Consider the following 17,589-nt stretch of genomic DNA (forward strand, 5'->3'; position numbering starts at 1 on the left):
TTTTATAGGCTTGGTGCTTAGCACTCATAATTTGAGGGCAAGCTTACGCATAACTGTTTGTTATATCAGTGAGTAGGATCGCAAACTTCACCGGATAATACTCAACAAACAGCAATGAAACTCAGCTTCATAACATTGATCACATATTTACACCTATTACAGTAAGTAAGTGATCAGAAATAGCGCAGGAAAAACGCTGGATAACAAGGCAGTTTTTTTGATAAGTAGTTATTCTACAATCAAAAATTCTAACGCCGTTATAGAGTGTTTTAACCCGCTAGGCTGAGCAATTATTTACTACGATAGGTATTTATAGGGTTCACTATGACAAATGATGCGCAAATCCTTCCTGCGCCGCTTGAGACCATGACATTTCCTTTGCATGGCGCACGCTTAATTGAGGCATCTGCAGGCACGGGAAAAACCTTTACCATTGCAGGACTCTATCTAAGGTTGTTATTGGGTCATGGTGATAACGGCTCAGCGCACCAAACACCGCTTACCGTAGAGCAGATTTTGGTAGTGACCTTTACTGAGGCGGCAACCGCAGAGCTCAAAGATCGAATTCGAGCGCGGATCCACCAAGCACGGGTGGCTTTTAGTCGAGGCAACAGCGATGATCCGGTGATCAAGCCACTATTAGAGCAAACCGATGATCGTGATCGCGCCTGTGAGTTGTTACTGGCAGCCGAGCGTCAGATGGATGAAGCCGCGGTTTATACCATCCACGGTTTTTGCCAACGCATGCTGACACAGAATGCTTTTGAATCAGGCAGTCGCTTTAAAAGCCAATTTATTAAAGATGAAACCCAGCTAAAAGAGCAAGTGGTGGCCGATTATTGGCGTCGTCATTTCTATGGTATGGGCGTTAGCATGGTGTCAGAGATTCGCAGTCACTGGAAAACACCGCAAGCCCTGTACGCGGATCTGAATAACTTTATCAGTGGTAATGAGGTCTATATTCATTCTGAGGTCGAAAAGGGAGATCTAGAAACCCTGTACGCTGAGCGTATTGCCGTTCTTGCCAAGCTCCAGAAGCAGTGGTTAGCAGACAGTGCCGACTTTGAAAAGTTGATTATGGAGTCTGGGATTACCAAGAATCCCTACAACAAGAAGAACGTACCGAACTGGATTGGACAGATTGATAGTTGGGCGGCAAAACCACTTTCCAGCATTGCGGTGCCGGAGTGCCTAGAGCGCTTTAGCATCAGCACGCTACAAGCAAAAACCAAACCCGACAAGCAAGCGCCAGAGCATGCGGTATTCGATCATATAGATGATTACTGCTCATTGCCTGATCTTGAGGTGAGGCAGGCTATCTTGGGCAATGCCATTCCCGAATGTCGAGCTGAGTTACAAAAAGCTAAGGGTCAGCAGCAAAAGCTGTCTTTTGACGACCTGCTGAGCCAGCTCGATTATGCCTTGCAAGCCGACGATGAAGGGCTGTTGTCCGAGCGTATTCGCGGGCTATATCCTGTTGCGATGATTGATGAGTTTCAAGATACCGATCCTCAGCAATACAATATTTTTAGGCATCTCTACCTGCAGCACCCTGAGTGTGGATTGTTCATGATAGGTGACCCTAAGCAGGCAATTTATGCCTTTCGTGGCGCCGATATCTTTACCTATATCCGCGCTCGCAAAGAGGTAACCTCGCACTTCAACCTCACCACCAACTGGCGCTCTACTAAAGATATGGTTGAGGCGAGTAACGCACTGTTTCAAGAGGCTGACTCTGCGTTTATTTATGATGATGACATCCCTTTTACTGCCGTCTCTGCAAGCCCTGGAGCGGATAAAAAGTCGTGGTCGCTCAATGGTGAAACTCAGTCAGCCATGACGGTTTGGCTGAAGGAAAACGAGGGAGAAGCGGTAGCAAAGGGTGATTATAATCAGAGCATGGCGCAGTCCACCGCTACGCAAATACAGCGCCTGTTAAGCGCGTCCGATACTGGCGATGCACTGCTGCATGGCTCTAGAGACAAGCCAATTCAAGCGGGCAATATAGCGGTACTGGTGCGAACAGGGCGTGAGGCAAATTTGGTTCGCCGAGCGCTGTCGGAGAAAGGCGTTGCTAGTGTTTATCTCTCTAATCGAGACAGCGTTTTTGCAAGCCCAGTGGCCAGTGATGTGCTGCTATTTTTACGTGCAGCATTGCACTTTGACAACGATAGAGCACTGCGCACAGCCGCCGCCAGTGCTTTGTTTGACCTTTCTTTATTTGACCTAGAGCGTTTGAATCAAGATGAACAATATTGGGAGTTGCTGAGCCAAGAGTTTAGTGACTATAGGCAGCTGTGGCTGAAGTCCGGGATCATGCCGATGATCCGTAGGCTCATCCAATATAGAGAGCTAGCCCAGAGACTACAAAATGAGCACCAGGGGGAGCGGATACTTACCGACCTCATGCATCTGGCTGAGTTATTGCAACAAGCCTCAGCAGAGCTAGAAAGTGATCATGCGCTACTGCGTTGGTTTGAAGAGTATATCTTTGAAGCGGGTAGTGGTGATGCTGGAGACGAACAAAAGCAACGCTTAGAGTCGGAAAAGAATTTGGTTCAGGTGGTAACCATCCACAAATCCAAAGGCTTGGAATACGACATTATTTTTGTTCCCTTTATCAGTGCTTATAGAAAGAGTGATAAGGCTCTGTACTACGATACTGAGCAGCATCGTACGCGATTTGATCTCGATAATAATAGTGATGGCATTGCGCTTTCGGATAAAGAGAGGCTTGCCGAGGATTTGCGTCTTATCTACGTTGCGGTCACACGTGCGGTCTATGGCTGTTATCTCGGTGTTGCACCGCTAAAAGAAGGTCGTAGTAAAAAAGCCAGCTCACACCTGAGTGCTATTGGCTATTTGCTACAGGGGCCAGAAGCAAAAGAAGCCTCAGCGCTCTCTAGTGCTCTGCATGTGTTAGAAAACAGATATCCATCAATACAGGTTTGTGAACCGCATGCCTGGGATGAGGTTCGTTATCAAGCCCCACACGTTGAGCAGTCCCTATTAGAAGCTAATAAGATGCAACAACAGATAGATTGGCGCTGGAGAATGACCAGTTACTCTGGGCTGGTGAAGCAAGGACATGGCTCAAGCCACAAAGACGAGAGCGTTTGGCTGAATACTAGCTTAGATATTGATGCCTCTGATGATCAAGCGCCGTTGCTTGATTTGAATAAAAAGACCATGTTCAATTTCCCGCGCGGCGCGAGACCCGGTACTTTTTTGCATACCCTGTTTGAAGAAGTCGAATATACAGAGTCAGCCTTTACTGAAGACAATGAACAAATCATCAGGCAGCTTCTGATCAAAGAGCAGCTAGATGAAGAATGGCTGCCGGTACTGCAAGAGATGATCGATAAGGTGCTCAATACCGACCTAGATGGTAATGGGATCAAGCTATCGGAGAAACAGCCGCAGCAAAGGCTGGTGGAGATGGAGTTTCTTCTTCCCATCGAAATCCTGTCCTCACAACGGTTTAATGCCATTACCCATAAGCATGACTCTCTGACCGCGCAAGCCGGAGACCTCGGCTTTGCCCCTGTAGAAGGGATGTTGAAGGGGTTCATTGATTTAGTGTTTGAGCATCAAGGCAAATACTATGTGCTGGATTGGAAGTCCAATCACCTTGGGGATAGTGCAGAGGATTATCATCAGAAGAGTCTTGATCAGGCGATGATCGGTCATCGCTATGATGCGCAGTATCAAGTCTATGCCTTGGCGCTACACCGCTTCTTAAACAGCCGGATACAAGACTACTCATACGAGACTCATTTTGGTGGGTGTTTTTATCTATTCTTGCGCGGCATGGATGGCAGCGGTGACTATGGCGTCTTCCATGCCAAGCCATCGCAACAAATGCTAGAGGAATTGGATGCACATATTCGCGGCGAGGAGGCTATCTAATGGTAATGACTAGCGAAAGCCTATCAGAAACACTCAATCTTACCGATATTGCACCTGAGCAACTCACTAATTATCGGAAGAAAAGTTGGCTAGAATGGTTAGAGGTTATGGCCAGTGTGGGAATGATCAGAGATATTGATTTTCAACTGGCTAAATTCTTTGCAGCGCAAGAGAAAGGCGCGTCAACGCAGCGTATTGCTGTTATGGCTTGCGCGGTGAGTTATGAGCTGAGCAAGGGCAACTCATGCCTACCGATTGCAGATAACTGGAATCCCTTAAAGGTGCTAGGGGTTAACCAGCTTGAGCCTTTATTTGCCCCAGAGCTATTGCAATGTGACTGGGTCCGCGAGCTCAACGCCTCTAGTTTAGTAGCGCAGGATTTCCAAGATGCAATGCGCCTGCCACTGGTGTTTGAGTTTGGAAGCTTGTATTTGCAAAAGTATTGGCATTTTGAGGGAGCGTTAGCGCAAAAAATATTGGAGTATGCAGAGCCCATTGCCATAGAGGCGAGTAAGCTCTCCACATTGAGGCTTCAACTAGATCAGCTGTTCGCTTGGCAGTTGAACTACCTATTCTCTGAAATCCAGACACTGAAGAAAAACAATGCCAGCACAGCGGTAGTTCAAAGAGCTATTTGTGAATCTTTGGATGTGCTTGATGTTGAAGGGATTGCCCTTGATAAAGTCGTGGTTATTGCCACACAGGCACGCAATGTTAGCGACCTTGAGGTACTTAAGGAGTATGTCCCCTTGAGTGCATGCTTGAACCATCAGAAAGTGGCGGCAGCGACAGCCTTAACGAGGCGATTCTGCGTCATCTCTGGGGGCCCAGGTACAGGGAAAACGACGACGGTTTCTAAGCTGCTAGCGGCCTTGGTGTCATCCAGTGACTCTGATATCACGATAAAGCTAGCGGCGCCTACGGGCAAGGCGGCAGCTCGTCTTACCGAGTCCATTGGCCAAGCTATAGACTCACTACCCGTTGCACCTGAAATAAAGGAAAGGATCCCAACCTCAGCCAGTACCTTGCATCGTTTACTTGGCGCTATTCCTAATCGAACTGAGTTCAAGCATAACTCTAACAACCCCTTACATTTAGACCTATTGATCCTCGATGAAGCATCTATGGTCGATTTGCCTATGATGTACAAATTGCTCAGTGCATTGCCTGCTCACGCTAGGTTGATTTTACTCGGTGACAGAGACCAACTGTCGTCGGTTGAGGCTGGCGCTGTATTAGGGGATATTTGCCAGCTTGGAGGCCAAGGTTATGGCTTGGTTCATCGAGAGCTAATCAATAAGCTGACGGGTTACCAGTTACCGTCTTCGAATCAAATAGGAACCGCGATTGGCGATAGCCTATGTGTTTTGCACAAAAGCTTTCGTTTCCATAGTCGTTCTGGTGTAGGCAAACTGGCAAGGGCAATTAATTCAGGTAGCAGCAAAGAGGCCGAACAGGTCTTCTTGGCAGGCTTTGAAGATATAGAGCACTTTGAGGTAACCGCTGATAGTTACCAACAGCTCATCAATACCCTAGTAGCGCGTTATCAGGAGTACCTATCTTTGCGATACGCAAATAATGGCGAAATGACAATGCCTTCATTTGCTCGGAGCGTTTTGCAAAGCTTTGCCAATACGCGACTGCTGTGCGCTGTGCGTGAGGGAGAATTTGGGGTAGAGGGTACCAATGCCAATATAGAGCGAGCACTGGTGCGTAAGGGCCTTATACCCGTAGAGCGGGACACATGGTACATCGGGCGTCCAGTCATGGTGACCAGCAACGATCATAGCCAGCAGTTGTATAATGGAGATATTGGTATTTGCTTGCTTGACGAGAGCTTAGAAGAGCCGCGTTTAAAGGTATATTTCGAGCTTCCCGATGGCAGTGTAAAGGGCGTACTACCTAGCAGGGTTCCGCCACACGAAACGGCCTACTCAATGACAATACATAAATCACAGGGGAGTGAGTTTAGCCACACCTTGCTATTGCTACCTAAGACGCCAACTCCGGTATTGACGCGAGAGCTGTATTATACTGGAGTGACTCGAGCGAAACATCAGCTGAGTGTGTATGCCGATAAAGCTATTATGCAACGGGCTATAAAACAGAAAACAGCGCGAAGCAGTCACCTGTCGCAGCGTTTGGCGACCGATGGCTAACGATTTAACGGCTATTAGGTGACATCCAGCGCTAGGATTTTTGACTTACGCTGGAAGTTATAAAGGTCCTGCTTTTTAATGGGCAGGGCCTCAAGATCGATTTCACTAAAGCCTTGCTCCCTAAACCAATGCAAACTGTGGGTGGTGAGAATAAACAGCTGCTTGATCCCTAGAGAATCAGCTTGGTTCTTCATATGCGCAAGCAGGTGAGCACCTCTATTTCCATCTCGGTACTCAGGGTGAATAGCCACACACGCCATTTCCGCCATTTGGTCTTCAATATAGGGATAGAGTGCAGCGCAGCCAATAATAAGTTGGTCTTTGACTATGATGGTAAAGCGCTCAATCTCTTGCTCTAGTTGCTCACGAGAGCGACGCACTAAGATGCCATTATTCTCCAGTGGCTCTATTAGATCCAAAATACCGCCGATATCATCAATACTCGCGATACGCACTTGCTCCGCACTCGCGGTGACGACTTGTGTACCAATCCCGTCTCTAGAGAAGAGCTCCTGGATTAAGGCTCCATCATCAACATAGCTGACTAAGTGGCTGCGTTGCACCCCTTTACGGCACGCTTTGACTGCTGCTTGCAAGAAACGGTGCGTGTTCGGCGCATTGTTATCCGCCTCTTGTTGCAGAATATGCTCCACCTCATGAGGGAATAACTCTGCTGCAACCTCTCCATTGGGTTTGATATAGCCTTGGTCTGAGCTAAATCCGATCAGCTTGTCAGCGCTTAACTTGATGGCCACCTGAGTGGCAAGTTCTTCTGAAACAAGGTTAAAGCACTCTCCGGTAACTGAACCAGCGACAGGGCCAATCAACACAATGGAGCCTTGCTCTAGCGTGCGACTGATTCCCTCCGCATCGATACGTCTTACTCGGCCACTGTGCTGATAATCGATGCCGTCTTCGATCCCCAGAGGCTGTGCGATAACGAAATTGCCACTGACCACGTTTAATTGAGTTCCCGCCATTGGCGTGTTGTTCAGACTCATAGACAAATGAGCAGTGATGGCGAGTTGCAACTGCCCTGAAGCCTGCATGACATGCGGAAGCATTGAGGATTCTGTTACGCGAATATCTTTATGGTAGGGCGAGCTTAATGATTGCTGACCCAAGCGCTGATCTATCTGCGGACGAGCCCCATGTACTAGAACGAGTTTCACCCCAAGACTATGTAGCAGAGCGATATCACTGACAATATTAGGAAAATTATCATGACTAAGTGCCTCGCCACACAGGTAAATCACCATAGTGCTATCACGGTGTGCGTTTACGTATGGGGTGGACTGACGAAATCCTTTTACCAGCTCAGTACTGCGATACATGGCTAAACTCTTTAAGTGAATTTTTATACAATAATAATGACTATTTATATAATTACAACTATTAACCGCATAATGAAGAATGGCGCACTCCTATGTTAATTGTGTGTGATTTTTCTTACAGGCATTGCGCAAAGCAGGGGAGTTTGTCATTCTGCTTTTCTAAGGTTTATTCAAGGACATAAAACCCAGTCAATGCACAAATTTATTCCCCTTCTTACCCTTGCTACTTTGATGGCAGGGTGTGCTCAGCAGGCTGAACGTGGTCAGCAAGATTTTGACCAAGAGTTTCAGCAACCCCTTACTCAAACAGATACCGTTGAGAGCAACGCCTTTAGGGATCTCAATTCATTTGATGCGCAGGCAAAACAGGTGTTGGATAACTCACCGTCAATGGCGAATAAGTATCAAGACCTTTATCAGCAACTGTCTGAGTGGGCTCAGCAAAGTGGAGACCCGACTGAGCTTGCCAGCTACGGTGTACAAAGTGCCCAGATGAAAGGGGGAGATAGTAAGGGCAATGTAATGTTTACCGGTTACTTCTCTCCTGTGATTGAGTTGCGTCATGAGCCTGATGCCACCTACAAGTACCCTGTTTACGGAAAACCTAGCTGTTCTCAGCAATGTCCAACTCGCGCGCAGATCTATGATGGTGCACTCGAGGGGAAAGGGCTTGAACTCGGTTATGCCGATAACATGATTGATCCTTTCTTAATGGAGGTTCAAGGCAGCGGCTTTGTACACTTTGGTGATGACAACAGCATGCAGTATTTTGCCTATGCGGGTAAAAACAACCGACCTTACGTCAGCATTGGCCGTATTCTGATTGAGCGTGACTTAGTTGATAAAGAAAAGATGTCACTTCAAGCCATCAAGCAATGGGTGACAGAAAATGATGAAGAGACGGTGAAAGAGCTGCTTGAACAAAACCCTTCTTATGTGTTCTTTGTGCCAAAAGATGATCTAGCGGTACGCGGAACCGCAGGTATCCCATTGCTACCAATGGCCTCGGTGGCAGGGGACAGAGAGCTTTTGCCTATGGGTACTCCAATTCTTGCTGAGGTGCCTTTATTAAATGCTGATGGTACTTGGTCTGGCGCTCATGCACTGCGTTTGCTACTAGTGCTAGATACGGGCGGAGCGGTAAAACAAAACCACCTCGACCTTTATCACGGCATGGGCGCTCGAGCAGGCGTGCAGTCAGGGCACTATAAGCACTTTGGCCGAGTGTGGAAACTAGGATTAGAAAACTCAGAAACCGCTAACCCTTGGCAGTTGCCGAGTCAATAAGTTTCAAGCTTCGAGTTGCAAGCCGCTAGTCACAAGCCATGAGCCATATTGCACCTTGTTGACAAGTCGTGCTCTAGGTTATGAGTCATTCCCGAGTGCTTTTATTGGGAATCTGCTTATAGGTGGCACAATTAAAAGGTCCCCCGACTGGTGCGCCAGCCCGGAAAACACCTCGAGGACGACGGTTTGTTGTTTAGCATATGTTTTTCAATATGTACTAATAACGGCTTACAGCTGATCGCTGACAGCGATTAACCCCCTAAGGTATAGACATTGATCACAAGAGTGCGTATAAAACGCACTCTTGTTGTTTTATGTTCAGAGAAAAATCGTCATGCGAGAATTAACGACCCCAGCATCCGAATCCTATGACCAACGCTTTGGTGGAACTCGTCGCCTGTATGGTAATAGTGAGGTAGAGATCTTACGCGCCGCTCATGTGTGCGTGATTGGTATTGGTGGCGTTGGTTCTTGGGCTGTAGAGGCTTTGGCGCGAAGCGGTGTCGGTGAGTTAACCCTGATTGATATGGATGATGTGTGTGTAACCAACATTAACCGTCAAATCCATGCCATGACAGGCACTGTAGGTAAAAGCAAGATTGAAGTGATGGCTGAGCGTGTCGCTTTAATTAACCCTGATTGTAAGGTTAACCTGATTGATGACTTTATCGATCAAGACAACCAAGCAGAGTATCTGAGCAAAGAGTTTGACTATGTGCTGGATGCGATTGATAGCGTTAAAGCAAAGGCATCTTTGCTGGCCTATTGCCGCAGTAACAAGATTAAGGTGATTACTATTGGTGGCGCTGGTGGTCAGGTTGACCCCACACAGATCTGTGTTGCGGACCTGAGCAAAACCGTGCAAGACCCATTGGCGAAGAAGATCAAAGATCAGCTGCGTCGCTTCCACAACTTTAGCAAGAATCCAAAGCGGAAGTTTGCTATCGACTGTGTCTTTTCTACTGAGCAACTGAAATACCCACAAGCGGACGGCAGTGTTTGCGCTGTTAAATCCACAGCGGAAGGGCCTAAGCGTATGGATTGTGCCACTGGCTTTGGCGCGGCGACCGTAGTGACAGCAACCTTTGGTTTCGTGGCGGTCTCGCGTATCATTGAGAAACTGATTCAAAAGCACAGCTCGAACTAAGGCCGAACAACAATGACTTATCCTGAGAACCCGACAGAGAACTCGACTGAGAACTCGATTGAGAACCCTTTTGGCACCTCGATCACAGAGGCGGATATTCTAGCGCAGATACAGCAGTGTCAGGGTTGGGAGCAGCGCTATCGTCAAGTGATACAGTGGGGCAAGAAACTGCCAACAATGCCAGAGTCGCTTAAGGCAGAGCAAGTGCTTGTCGCGGGATGTGAAAGTCAGGTATGGCTAGTTGGCCAGCAGGTCAATGGCGTTTGGCAATTTTGCGCGGATTCTGATGCACGTATTGTGCGTGGCTTGATTGCATTAGTGTTAGCGGTTTTCAATGGTAAAACCAGCGAGCAGATCCAGCAGTTTGATGTGGAAGGTTACTTTGAAAGCCTTGGCTTAATGCAGCATTTAAGCCCATCACGCGGTAATGGGCTTACAGCCATTGTTGAGCAGATACAAACTCTGGCGGTAGAGCAGCAGTAAGCTACAAGCTACAAGTGATCAGCGTTGAGTCTGTCTTTTGAACGCACCTAGTGCTTCATATCCGGCCCTTTTTTCTTGTAATCCCGTATATTGTTGTGAGCTTTTAGCTGATAGCTAACCACTGACAGCTCGCGGCTTCTTTTAAAGCATATCCACGGCTTTAGTGAGGGCGGCAATAAATGCATCCACCTCTTGCTCAGTGTTGTAAACCCCAAACGAGACTCTTACCGTCCCCTTTATTCCCAGTGCATCCATCAATGGGTGCGCGCAGTGATGACCGGCGCGTAGCGCAATACCTTGTTGATCAAGCAGGGTAGCAATGTCCTGATGATGTATGCCTGGCATTATAAAACTGATGACACTCGCCCCAGCTTGATAACCCACTAGCTCTATATCTTCGATATTGCAGATAGCCTGATAGGCTTTTTTCTGCAATGCCTGCACATGTTTTTCGGCGCTCTGATGATCTATGTCTTTGAGCCAATCTATGGCACTGGAAAGGGCGAGTGCTCCAGCCACATTTGGTGTGCCTGCTTCAAACTTTCCTGGAAGATCACTGAACGAGGTGCCCGAAAAGCTCACCTTTTGCACCATCTTACCGCCTCCGTGCCATGGAGGCATAGCTTCTAGAAGTGCTAGCTTCCCATAGAGCACGCCGATACCGGTTGGTGCGTAAAGCTTGTGGCCAGAGAACACGTAGAAGTCACAATCGAGGGCTTGTACATCTATAGGTTCATGCACAATGCCTTGCGCGCCATCGACCACAACTGTGGTGTTAAATTGTCTTGCAAGGGCAATCATTTTCTCGATGGGATGGCGAGTACCTGTGACATTTGATACCTGACCAATAGCCAAAATCTTGGTGTTATCATTAAGCAGTGAGTGATAGGCTTCTAGATCCAGTGTGCAGTTTGGCAACATAGGGATCTTAACGACGGTTGCCCCCGTTTGCTCAGCAACAATCTGCCATGGAACTATGTTTGCGTGGTGCTCCATTTCACTGATGAGTATCTCATCACCTGCTTTTAATGAGTTTCGAGCATAGGTCTGTGCAATAAGGTTGATCGCTTCGGTGGCCCCGCGAGTCCACACGATCTCCTTGTTTGAGGAGGCGTTGATAAAGGTGCGCACCTTATCTCTTGCCCCTTCAAAGGCGGTAGTAGCAGACGCAGTTAGGCTATGGCTTCCTCTGTGCACATTAGCGTTGTGCTGAGAGTAGTACTGACTAATGGTATCGATAACTGTTGCGGGTTTTTGCGTAGTTGCAGCACTATCAAGATAAACCAAAGGTTGATGATTTACTTGTTGTTGTAAGGCTGGAAATTGGGCTCGAATGGCGTGAATATCAAACACCTTTAGCTCCTAGTTCGTGATAGTGAAGGTTAGGTAGTGGCACCATTGGCTCAGCCACGCTCCAAGCGAAGGCTTTACCAGAAAGCAGAATAATAATCTCCATAGCAAACTCAAAGGCGGTCGCTGGACCTTGACTCGTCAGTAGCTTATGGAGTTGATCGTAGGTCACCCGTTTCTCACGCCAGTTTTGCTCTGGGATATGTGACTTGAAGTTTGGGTGACAAGTCATAAGAGCGTCGGGATATAAACCGTGGTGTTGCAGCATGAGTGCAGGGGTGGCACAAATGGCGGCATTTAGCCTGCCATCGTAGTGCTGCTGCTTAACCATTTCGACGAGTAGAATACTTTTTTGAAAAACCTCCGCCCCCCCCACACCGCCAGGCATAGCGATGACGTCAAATTCTTCGTCGGCTACATCTACAAGTTTCACTTCTGCAGTAAGGGGAATCCCTCTTGAACCTTTGAATGTCAGTGCGCCTTCAGGATCGACACTGGCGACGGTGACTTGATAGTTAGCGCGAATGAGTACATCAATAATGGTAATTGCTTCCATTTCTTCCGTGCCTGGTGCAATAGGAACTAAGGCTTTAATGGTCATTTTTGGCCTCTTTCTGTTTTATCTGCTCAAAGAGATTCTCGTTCATTGGCGTATCAATGTCATGCGCTCGTGCTCGTTCGAGTAAGTACCCAGTAATATAGTCGATCTCTGTTGGGCGATTGTTATGAATATCTTGATGCATGGATGAGAAGTTCTCGCTTGTGGCTTCTATCACCTGTTTTGTTCGAGCAAATAGCTCAGTATTGTCACAAGAGAAGCCTTCGGCATTTATCACTGCACTTATCTCAATACATAAAATCTCAATGATCTCTAGGGTATCTCTTGCCGCTAACTGACCATTTCGGCAACCTTTTAAAGCCGTGAGTGGATTAATACAGCAGTTGATCGCAAGTTTATTCCACAATGCTTGATAGATATTCCTATCAGCTTGGGCAGGGGGCAGTGCCAGATTAAAGGTTTGAACTAAATGATCGAGTCCCGCTTCAGCCTTGTTATTAAGAGGCCCAATAATGGTTTGTCCTTGACCGGTATGAAGAACCTGCTGTTTATTTTTTCGCAGTGCACCATGAGTGGTTGTGGCAAAAAAAGCAGGATGCTCAAAAATTTGTCCTAAGACAGCCTCAACAGCGCCCATGCCATTGTGACTAAATACAATAGAGCAATCGGGCTTTAGCAATGAAGTAATGGGTAGAAGCGCGCTTTGTACTTGCCACGCCTTAACGGTCACGATCAGTAAATCGGCACTTGCCAACTGAGTCTCTTGATTACAGGGAAATACAATAGCGGGTTGTTGATCTAGCGACAGTGAGAGTGATGACTCAGAACCGCGAGTCCATAACGAGACAGTGTGACCAGCGTTGTTGAGATAGCAGGCCCAAAGAGAGCCAATGGCACCGGCGCCAAGGATGCAAATATTCAAACCATACTCCAGAGTATTCATGCATGGCTAGGATACTCTCAATAGCATCATTTCGCGAATTAACGGGATCAAAAAAGGCGCTAAAAAGCGCCTTCTTTATAACTTAGAGTTCGACTTAGAACTTGTAAGTTACTGCAACGTAGTGACTTACGCCTGATGATTCGAATGCATCGCTATCTTTGATACCGTATACATCTTTGTATAGCTTAAGGCCGTAACCTACTGCGTAACGATCTGAGTGCCAGTAGATGCCGTTGAACATTGCGCCGCCGTTGCTAGCTGAAGAGTATTCTTCTTCCATGCCGAATTGGTAGTCAATGTAACCTTGGTAAGAAACGAATGAACCGTTCTCGAAGAAGTAGAAAGGTTTGAACCAGTTAGTAGATACTTGGAAACCGTTCCAATCTTTTACGTTTGAGTCATAAGTACCGTAAAGGTTAAGGCCGATTTTGCCTAACCAAGGAACCATCACGTCAGAACCAAGACCAATTTTTTGTTGGTTTACACCAAATGTGCCTTTAGCAGCGTTAGTTGTAACTCCATCCCAAGTGATTTCAGAAGCAATGTAAAGCTCTTGTACTGGACCAAAAGACAGGTCTTTCTTAGTCATCGCGTCGATAGACATACGAGGCGCAAACTTCATGAACATTTTTGCGTCAGCGTCAGCTTTATCAGAGCTAGGGTTGCTTAGTAGGTTGAATACATCAACGTAGCCGTATAGGTCGAAGATACCAGAGCGGCCGCCGAATTCCATTTCTAGGTAGTCGTGGCTAGAGTTGCCAGGCTTTTCATCGAAAGCACCCATTAGGTTGAATTGCAACCATTTGTAATCGTTCTTGTGGATGTCACCGTCTGTGTAGTCAGCAGCCATTACAGGTGCTGAAGTAGCCGCTAGTAGGCCAAGAGTTAAAAGTGATTTACGCATAATAATGGGTACTCTAAAAAATGTTTTTGCGAAAAAATGAACTTGCCATTCCATAGCAACCGTTTCCGTGAAGCGAATAATAGAGATCTGGCACGCAAATGGAAGTGGCAAAATGTAAAAGTTCAATTCAGATCGGTGATCTCAATCACACTTTTGTAAAGAGGGTGCTCAAAGGTCAGTCAAACGGACATTTTCAAGGGAACTTTTTGGGTAACAAAATGTGGCAGGATTTCTGATCTATCTATTTTCGTTTGCGTAACAGTTCTGGAGATTAGAAAAGAAGAGTGGCTTATGTCTGTAATCAAACTGTTTCCCTTAAGTTCGGTCGTTTTACCTGAAGGGAAAATGAACCTAAGAATCTTTGAACCTCGCTATAAGCGTATGATCAGCGACTGTTGTAAAGCGGGAGAGGGTTTTGGTGTTTGTTTAATAAGTGAACCAACTACTTCTTCTCCTAGAAATATCTCTCGTGTCGGCACACTCGCAGAAATCATCGATTTTGAGCAACTTTCAGACGGTTTCCTTGGTGTAACTATTGTGGGAACTCGTCGCTTCAGGGTGAAAAGGGTTTGGAGTGAGTTTGATGGCTTACGGTGCGGGGAGGTAGAGAATCTCTGCAACTGGGATAGCCGAGAACTCTCACGAGACAACCTTTACATCAGTGATAAATTGCAAAGGGTTTATCAGCGATTTCCGGAGATTAAGAATCTTTACTCACATTGCTTCTTTGATGATGCAACCTGGGTAAGCCAGAGATGGTTGGAACTGCTACCGATAGAGCAGCAGCAATTTGAGCACCTCATTTCCCAAGCGGATTGTGATGAAGCGTTGAGGTTCCTCTGCCAAGCCATTGAAGCTCAATGAATGATATCCGGAACCACAACCATGTCTGAGGCATGCTGAACCTGCTGCGCGTATTTTGCTCAGCAACACATCGTTAGCCTCTGCCGCTTCTTTTCAATGGATAAACGATGTCCTTTTTTATACTGTCGTTTAGGGATCACCAGTCTTTCCGGTTGTTCTTGGTTTGGTGGCGTCGATAAAGATGCAGTTCGAACTCATTGACAATGTACCAGACGACAATGGAGAGGTTTAGCCGCCCAGAGTTATACTCTGATGCGTTGCAATTAATAAGTCCCTCTCAACCTGCCCTGACTTGATGAAATGACAGAGAAGGTCAAGAAAAACCACTACATCATATCCGCTCACGCACACATTTCCCCAGCAATCGGTGGAGTAGAGTATCGAAGTATCTGGATAGGTCGACTTGGATATTCATGAAACTTTACGGCACCGCTTACCTAATGCATAAAGAGTCGAGGCATCTTAGGCGTGTTCGGTTATTGCCGTCTATTGGGAACCAAGAACACGTTTAAGAAAAACACTTCAAACACAGCAGGGACAACGATACTTTCTTATGTCCGGCAGGGCAAAACCTTGTTTATAAGACAGCGGCTAAAGGTGGATACAGAGAGTGTCACTCAGACGCCAAACAATGTGCGTTCGCCTAGTTAGACACGACTGTACGACAAGCCAAAATATGAAAAGTAGTAACGAGGCACCTCTACAGTGAAGCTGTTGAGCGATCCAATACGATGCGGCTCTCACCCTATGGTCTGAAAACTTATCTGCGTCGGAGTGAGACTATAGAACAACGTTTCGCAGATGCAGAACAACGCCATTGACATTGTTATGCTCGCTTCCGCAGTTTGGCGAAAGTACAAATGCAATGTTGGATGGCAACAACTGCTCTAAATATCAGGAAGATAGCTCTGGTGGTGAATCATCTACAAAGATTGAGGCTAAAAAGGGTTCAAATAAAGCATTTCCCAACGTTTAGGAACCAAACATCAGCCTTCAGAAGATAAAGTGCGTAATAAGTAAAAAATCGCGATCGTAACCCGAACGGTAGCTTATTAAAAGAGAACTCCGCCGAAAAATGGTGTTCGCCTGCAATCTGAAGCCGACAAATATGTGTCGGCTTTGTTTGATCTAGATGAAAGATTCAGCCGTATCTTAATTGCCTAACAAAGGAAATGGGACAAAATTATGAAACTATTAAAAGCTACCTTACTCGCTACACTGACTTTATTTTTCGTTACTGCTTGTGACGATGATGATGATGATACAAGTTCAACCCTTAGCGCGGCTACGATCGCCGATGCTGCGGTTGCCGATGGCAATTTTACAACCTTAGTAGCAGCCGCTCAGCAAGCCGACCTTGTAGACACTTTATCAGATCCAAATGCCGAGCTTACTGTGTTTGCTCCAACAGATGCTGCTTTCGAGAAGTTTTTGATGGAGAATAATCTAACTGCCGATGAGCTATTAGGCAGTCCAGATCTGGCTGATATTCTAACGTACCATGTAATTGCTGGAGAAGTTGATGCAGCAACTGCTATAGGACTTGCTGGTACTACAGTAGAAAAGGTTAACGGTGATAACTCTGCCTTGTCATTAAGCGGTGAAAACTTATTGGTCAATACCGCCACAGTGACAGCAACTGATATCCTCACCGGAAACGGCATTATTCATGTGATTGATGCAGTATTGGTGCCGCCTGCGGACGTGGGTGAGCCAACTTCGAATATTGTAGAAACTGCAATAAACGATGGTCGCTTTACAGTTTTAGTTCAAGCACTCATTACCGCCAATTTAGATGGCGCACTAGCTGATGAAAACGAAACATATACAGTGTTTGCGCCAACCGACGATGCTTTCACAGCATTACTCGCTGAACTAAACATTGACGCTGCCACTTTGTTAGCCAATCCAGACTTGGCAACTATTTTGCTCAACCACGTTGTTCAAGACGCTGCGGTAGATTCAGTCACAGCGATGAGTTTAAACGGAACTAGTGCAACTACGATGGCAATGAAAGAAATCGCTATCGCCATTGATGAAGAAACTGACACACTAACCGTAGGTGGTTCTACCGTTATCATTAGAGATGTATACACTACCAATGGTGTTATCCATGTTATTGATGCTGTGATTATCGATTAGAAGCCGATCACACCTCACCCTAGATAAGCCAATGCTCGATACATATCGAGCATTGGCTTATCTAGACACAACACAACCAATTACTTGCTTCGCACTAGTTAGTTGATATAGCTATGCCACCAGCACTATAGCGTGTATGCCATTAATGATTTAGCCAACATTTACGCGCTTGTTATCGAAGACAACCGCCGCCCATTGGCAACTAGCGCGACCCTGAGCGTCCTTCATGCCGCATCTTTACTCGCAGTCGCTACAGTTGACGTATACTTAACAGAGTCAATGGACTTAACAAATAGTGATCCAGCCCTACTTGGGTTGCGTATACATATATTGTACAGAACGTTTATGTTGCAGAAAGTACCTATGTAGTGACAGTGACTGGCGTAGGCAGTAAAGAACCTTTTCTTCAACTTGAAAGTGCGGCACTAGAAAACGGTAAGGTGTACAAGGCGATTGCAACCAATGGGTGCATACTCGCTGCAGACATCACCGAATAATCTATCAGGGA

General features: G+C 46.5%; 13 protein-coding genes and 1 pseudogene. 9 read left to right on the plus strand and 5 right to left on the minus strand.

Annotated elements, in window-relative coordinates:
• The first annotated feature begins 324 nt into the window (after positions 1 to 324).
• A complete protein-coding gene (recB, locus tag D5I41_RS11055) occupies positions 325 to 3,909 on the plus strand; it encodes an exodeoxyribonuclease V subunit beta (RefSeq protein ID WP_119009838.1) in 3,585 nt (1,194 codons plus the stop codon).
• Positions 3,909 to 6,068 (plus strand): exodeoxyribonuclease V subunit alpha, encoded by a 2,160-nt coding sequence (recD, locus tag D5I41_RS11060; RefSeq protein ID WP_119009839.1) that lies wholly within the window; start codon positions 3,909 to 3,911, stop codon positions 6,066 to 6,068. The genes recB and recD overlap by 1 nt, the downstream gene beginning before the upstream one ends.
• Before the next feature lie 14 nt (positions 6,069 to 6,082).
• Here the strand turns inward: recD and argA are convergent, their stop codons facing one another.
• Positions 6,083 to 7,402 (minus strand): amino-acid N-acetyltransferase, encoded by a 1,320-nt coding sequence (gene argA / locus D5I41_RS11065; protein ID WP_119009840.1) that lies wholly within the window; start codon positions 7,400 to 7,402, stop codon positions 6,083 to 6,085.
• A 192-nt stretch (positions 7,403 to 7,594) separates the two neighbouring features.
• Between argA and mltA the strand changes: the two genes are divergently transcribed.
• The 3 genes from mltA to csdE all read left to right on the plus strand — a co-directional run bounded on the left by mltA (position 7,595) and on the right by csdE (position 10,319).
• On the plus strand, positions 7,595 to 8,689 hold the full coding sequence (mltA, locus tag D5I41_RS11070; protein WP_119009841.1) for a murein transglycosylase A: 1,095 nt from the start codon (positions 7,595 to 7,597) through the stop codon (positions 8,687 to 8,689).
• 334 nt (positions 8,690 to 9,023) lie between these two features.
• A complete protein-coding gene (gene tcdA, locus D5I41_RS11075) occupies positions 9,024 to 9,836 on the plus strand; it encodes a tRNA cyclic N6-threonylcarbamoyladenosine(37) synthase TcdA (protein WP_017031185.1) in 813 nt (270 codons plus the stop codon).
• A gap of 12 nt (positions 9,837 to 9,848) precedes the next feature.
• Entirely contained in the window at positions 9,849 to 10,319 is a 471-nt protein-coding gene (csdE, locus tag D5I41_RS11080) for a cysteine desulfurase sulfur acceptor subunit CsdE (protein ID WP_119009842.1), read from the plus strand.
• Positions 10,320 to 10,460: 141 nt separating this feature from the next.
• Here csdE and csdA read toward each other — a convergent pair whose 3' ends face one another.
• From csdA to D5I41_RS11100, 4 genes are all read right to left on the minus strand, one after another.
• Positions 10,461 to 11,672, minus strand: coding sequence for a cysteine desulfurase CsdA (csdA, locus tag D5I41_RS11085; protein ID WP_119009843.1), 1,212 nt, complete (start codon positions 11,670 to 11,672; stop codon positions 10,461 to 10,463).
• Positions 11,665 to 12,270, minus strand: coding sequence for a DJ-1 family glyoxalase III (locus D5I41_RS11090; RefSeq protein ID WP_119009844.1), 606 nt, complete (start codon positions 12,268 to 12,270; stop codon positions 11,665 to 11,667). The genes csdA and D5I41_RS11090 overlap by 8 nt, the downstream gene beginning before the upstream one ends.
• The gene (gene panE, locus D5I41_RS11095) at positions 12,260 to 13,150 is read right to left on the minus strand and encodes a 2-dehydropantoate 2-reductase (RefSeq protein ID WP_235868902.1); all 891 of its coding nucleotides are present in this window, start codon (positions 13,148 to 13,150) and stop codon (positions 12,260 to 12,262) included. The genes D5I41_RS11090 and panE overlap by 11 nt, the downstream gene beginning before the upstream one ends.
• A 115-nt stretch (positions 13,151 to 13,265) precedes the next feature.
• Entirely contained in the window at positions 13,266 to 14,075 is an 810-nt protein-coding gene (locus D5I41_RS11100) for a nucleoside-specific channel-forming Tsx family protein (RefSeq protein WP_119011495.1), read from the minus strand.
• Between the two features lie 291 nt (positions 14,076 to 14,366).
• Here D5I41_RS11100 and D5I41_RS11105 point away from each other — a divergent pair, with 291 nt between their 5' ends.
• The 4 genes and pseudogenes from D5I41_RS11105 to D5I41_RS21515 all read left to right on the plus strand — a co-directional run bounded on the left by D5I41_RS11105 (position 14,367) and on the right by D5I41_RS21515 (position 17,578).
• Entirely contained in the window at positions 14,367 to 14,939 is a 573-nt protein-coding gene (locus D5I41_RS11105; protein ID WP_119009846.1) for an LON peptidase substrate-binding domain-containing protein, read from the plus strand.
• Positions 14,940 to 15,383: 444 nt separating this feature from the next.
• Positions 15,384 to 15,943 (plus strand): annotated as a pseudogene (locus tag D5I41_RS21635) (transposase); the annotation flags it as partial.
• Positions 15,944 to 16,124: 181 nt separating this feature from the next.
• On the plus strand, positions 16,125 to 17,081 hold the full coding sequence (locus D5I41_RS11110) for a fasciclin domain-containing protein (protein ID WP_119009847.1): 957 nt from the start codon (positions 16,125 to 16,127) through the stop codon (positions 17,079 to 17,081).
• A gap of 368 nt (positions 17,082 to 17,449) precedes the next feature.
• On the plus strand, positions 17,450 to 17,578 hold the full coding sequence (locus D5I41_RS21515; RefSeq protein WP_268978219.1) for a hypothetical protein: 129 nt from the start codon (positions 17,450 to 17,452) through the stop codon (positions 17,576 to 17,578).
• The last annotated feature ends 11 nt before the right edge of the window (positions 17,579 to 17,589 follow it).

Source organism: Vibrio superstes (assembly GCF_003569005.1).
Classification (GTDB): domain Bacteria; phylum Pseudomonadota; class Gammaproteobacteria; order Enterobacterales; family Vibrionaceae; genus Vibrio; species Vibrio superstes.

Excerpts from the sequence above, each read along its gene's own strand:
- recB (WP_119009838.1), top strand. The coding sequence starts at position 325 with ATGACAAATGATGCGCAAATCCTTCCTGCGCCGCTTGAGACCATGACA.
- recD (WP_119009839.1), top strand. The coding sequence starts at position 3,909 with ATGGTAATGACTAGCGAAAGCCTATCAGAAACACTCAATCTTACCGAT.
- argA (WP_119009840.1), bottom strand. The coding sequence starts at position 7,402 with ATGTATCGCAGTACTGAGCTGGTAAAAGGATTTCGTCAGTCCACCCCA.
- mltA (WP_119009841.1), top strand. The coding sequence starts at position 7,595 with ATGCACAAATTTATTCCCCTTCTTACCCTTGCTACTTTGATGGCAGGG.
- tcdA (WP_017031185.1), top strand. The coding sequence starts at position 9,024 with ATGCGAGAATTAACGACCCCAGCATCCGAATCCTATGACCAACGCTTT.
- csdE (WP_119009842.1), top strand. The coding sequence starts at position 9,849 with ATGACTTATCCTGAGAACCCGACAGAGAACTCGACTGAGAACTCGATT.
- D5I41_RS11090 (WP_119009844.1), bottom strand. The coding sequence starts at position 12,270 with ATGACCATTAAAGCCTTAGTTCCTATTGCACCAGGCACGGAAGAAATG.
- D5I41_RS11100 (WP_119011495.1), bottom strand. The coding sequence starts at position 14,075 with ATGCGTAAATCACTTTTAACTCTTGGCCTACTAGCGGCTACTTCAGCA.
- D5I41_RS11105 (WP_119009846.1), top strand. The coding sequence starts at position 14,367 with ATGTCTGTAATCAAACTGTTTCCCTTAAGTTCGGTCGTTTTACCTGAA.
- D5I41_RS11110 (WP_119009847.1), top strand. The coding sequence starts at position 16,125 with ATGAAACTATTAAAAGCTACCTTACTCGCTACACTGACTTTATTTTTC.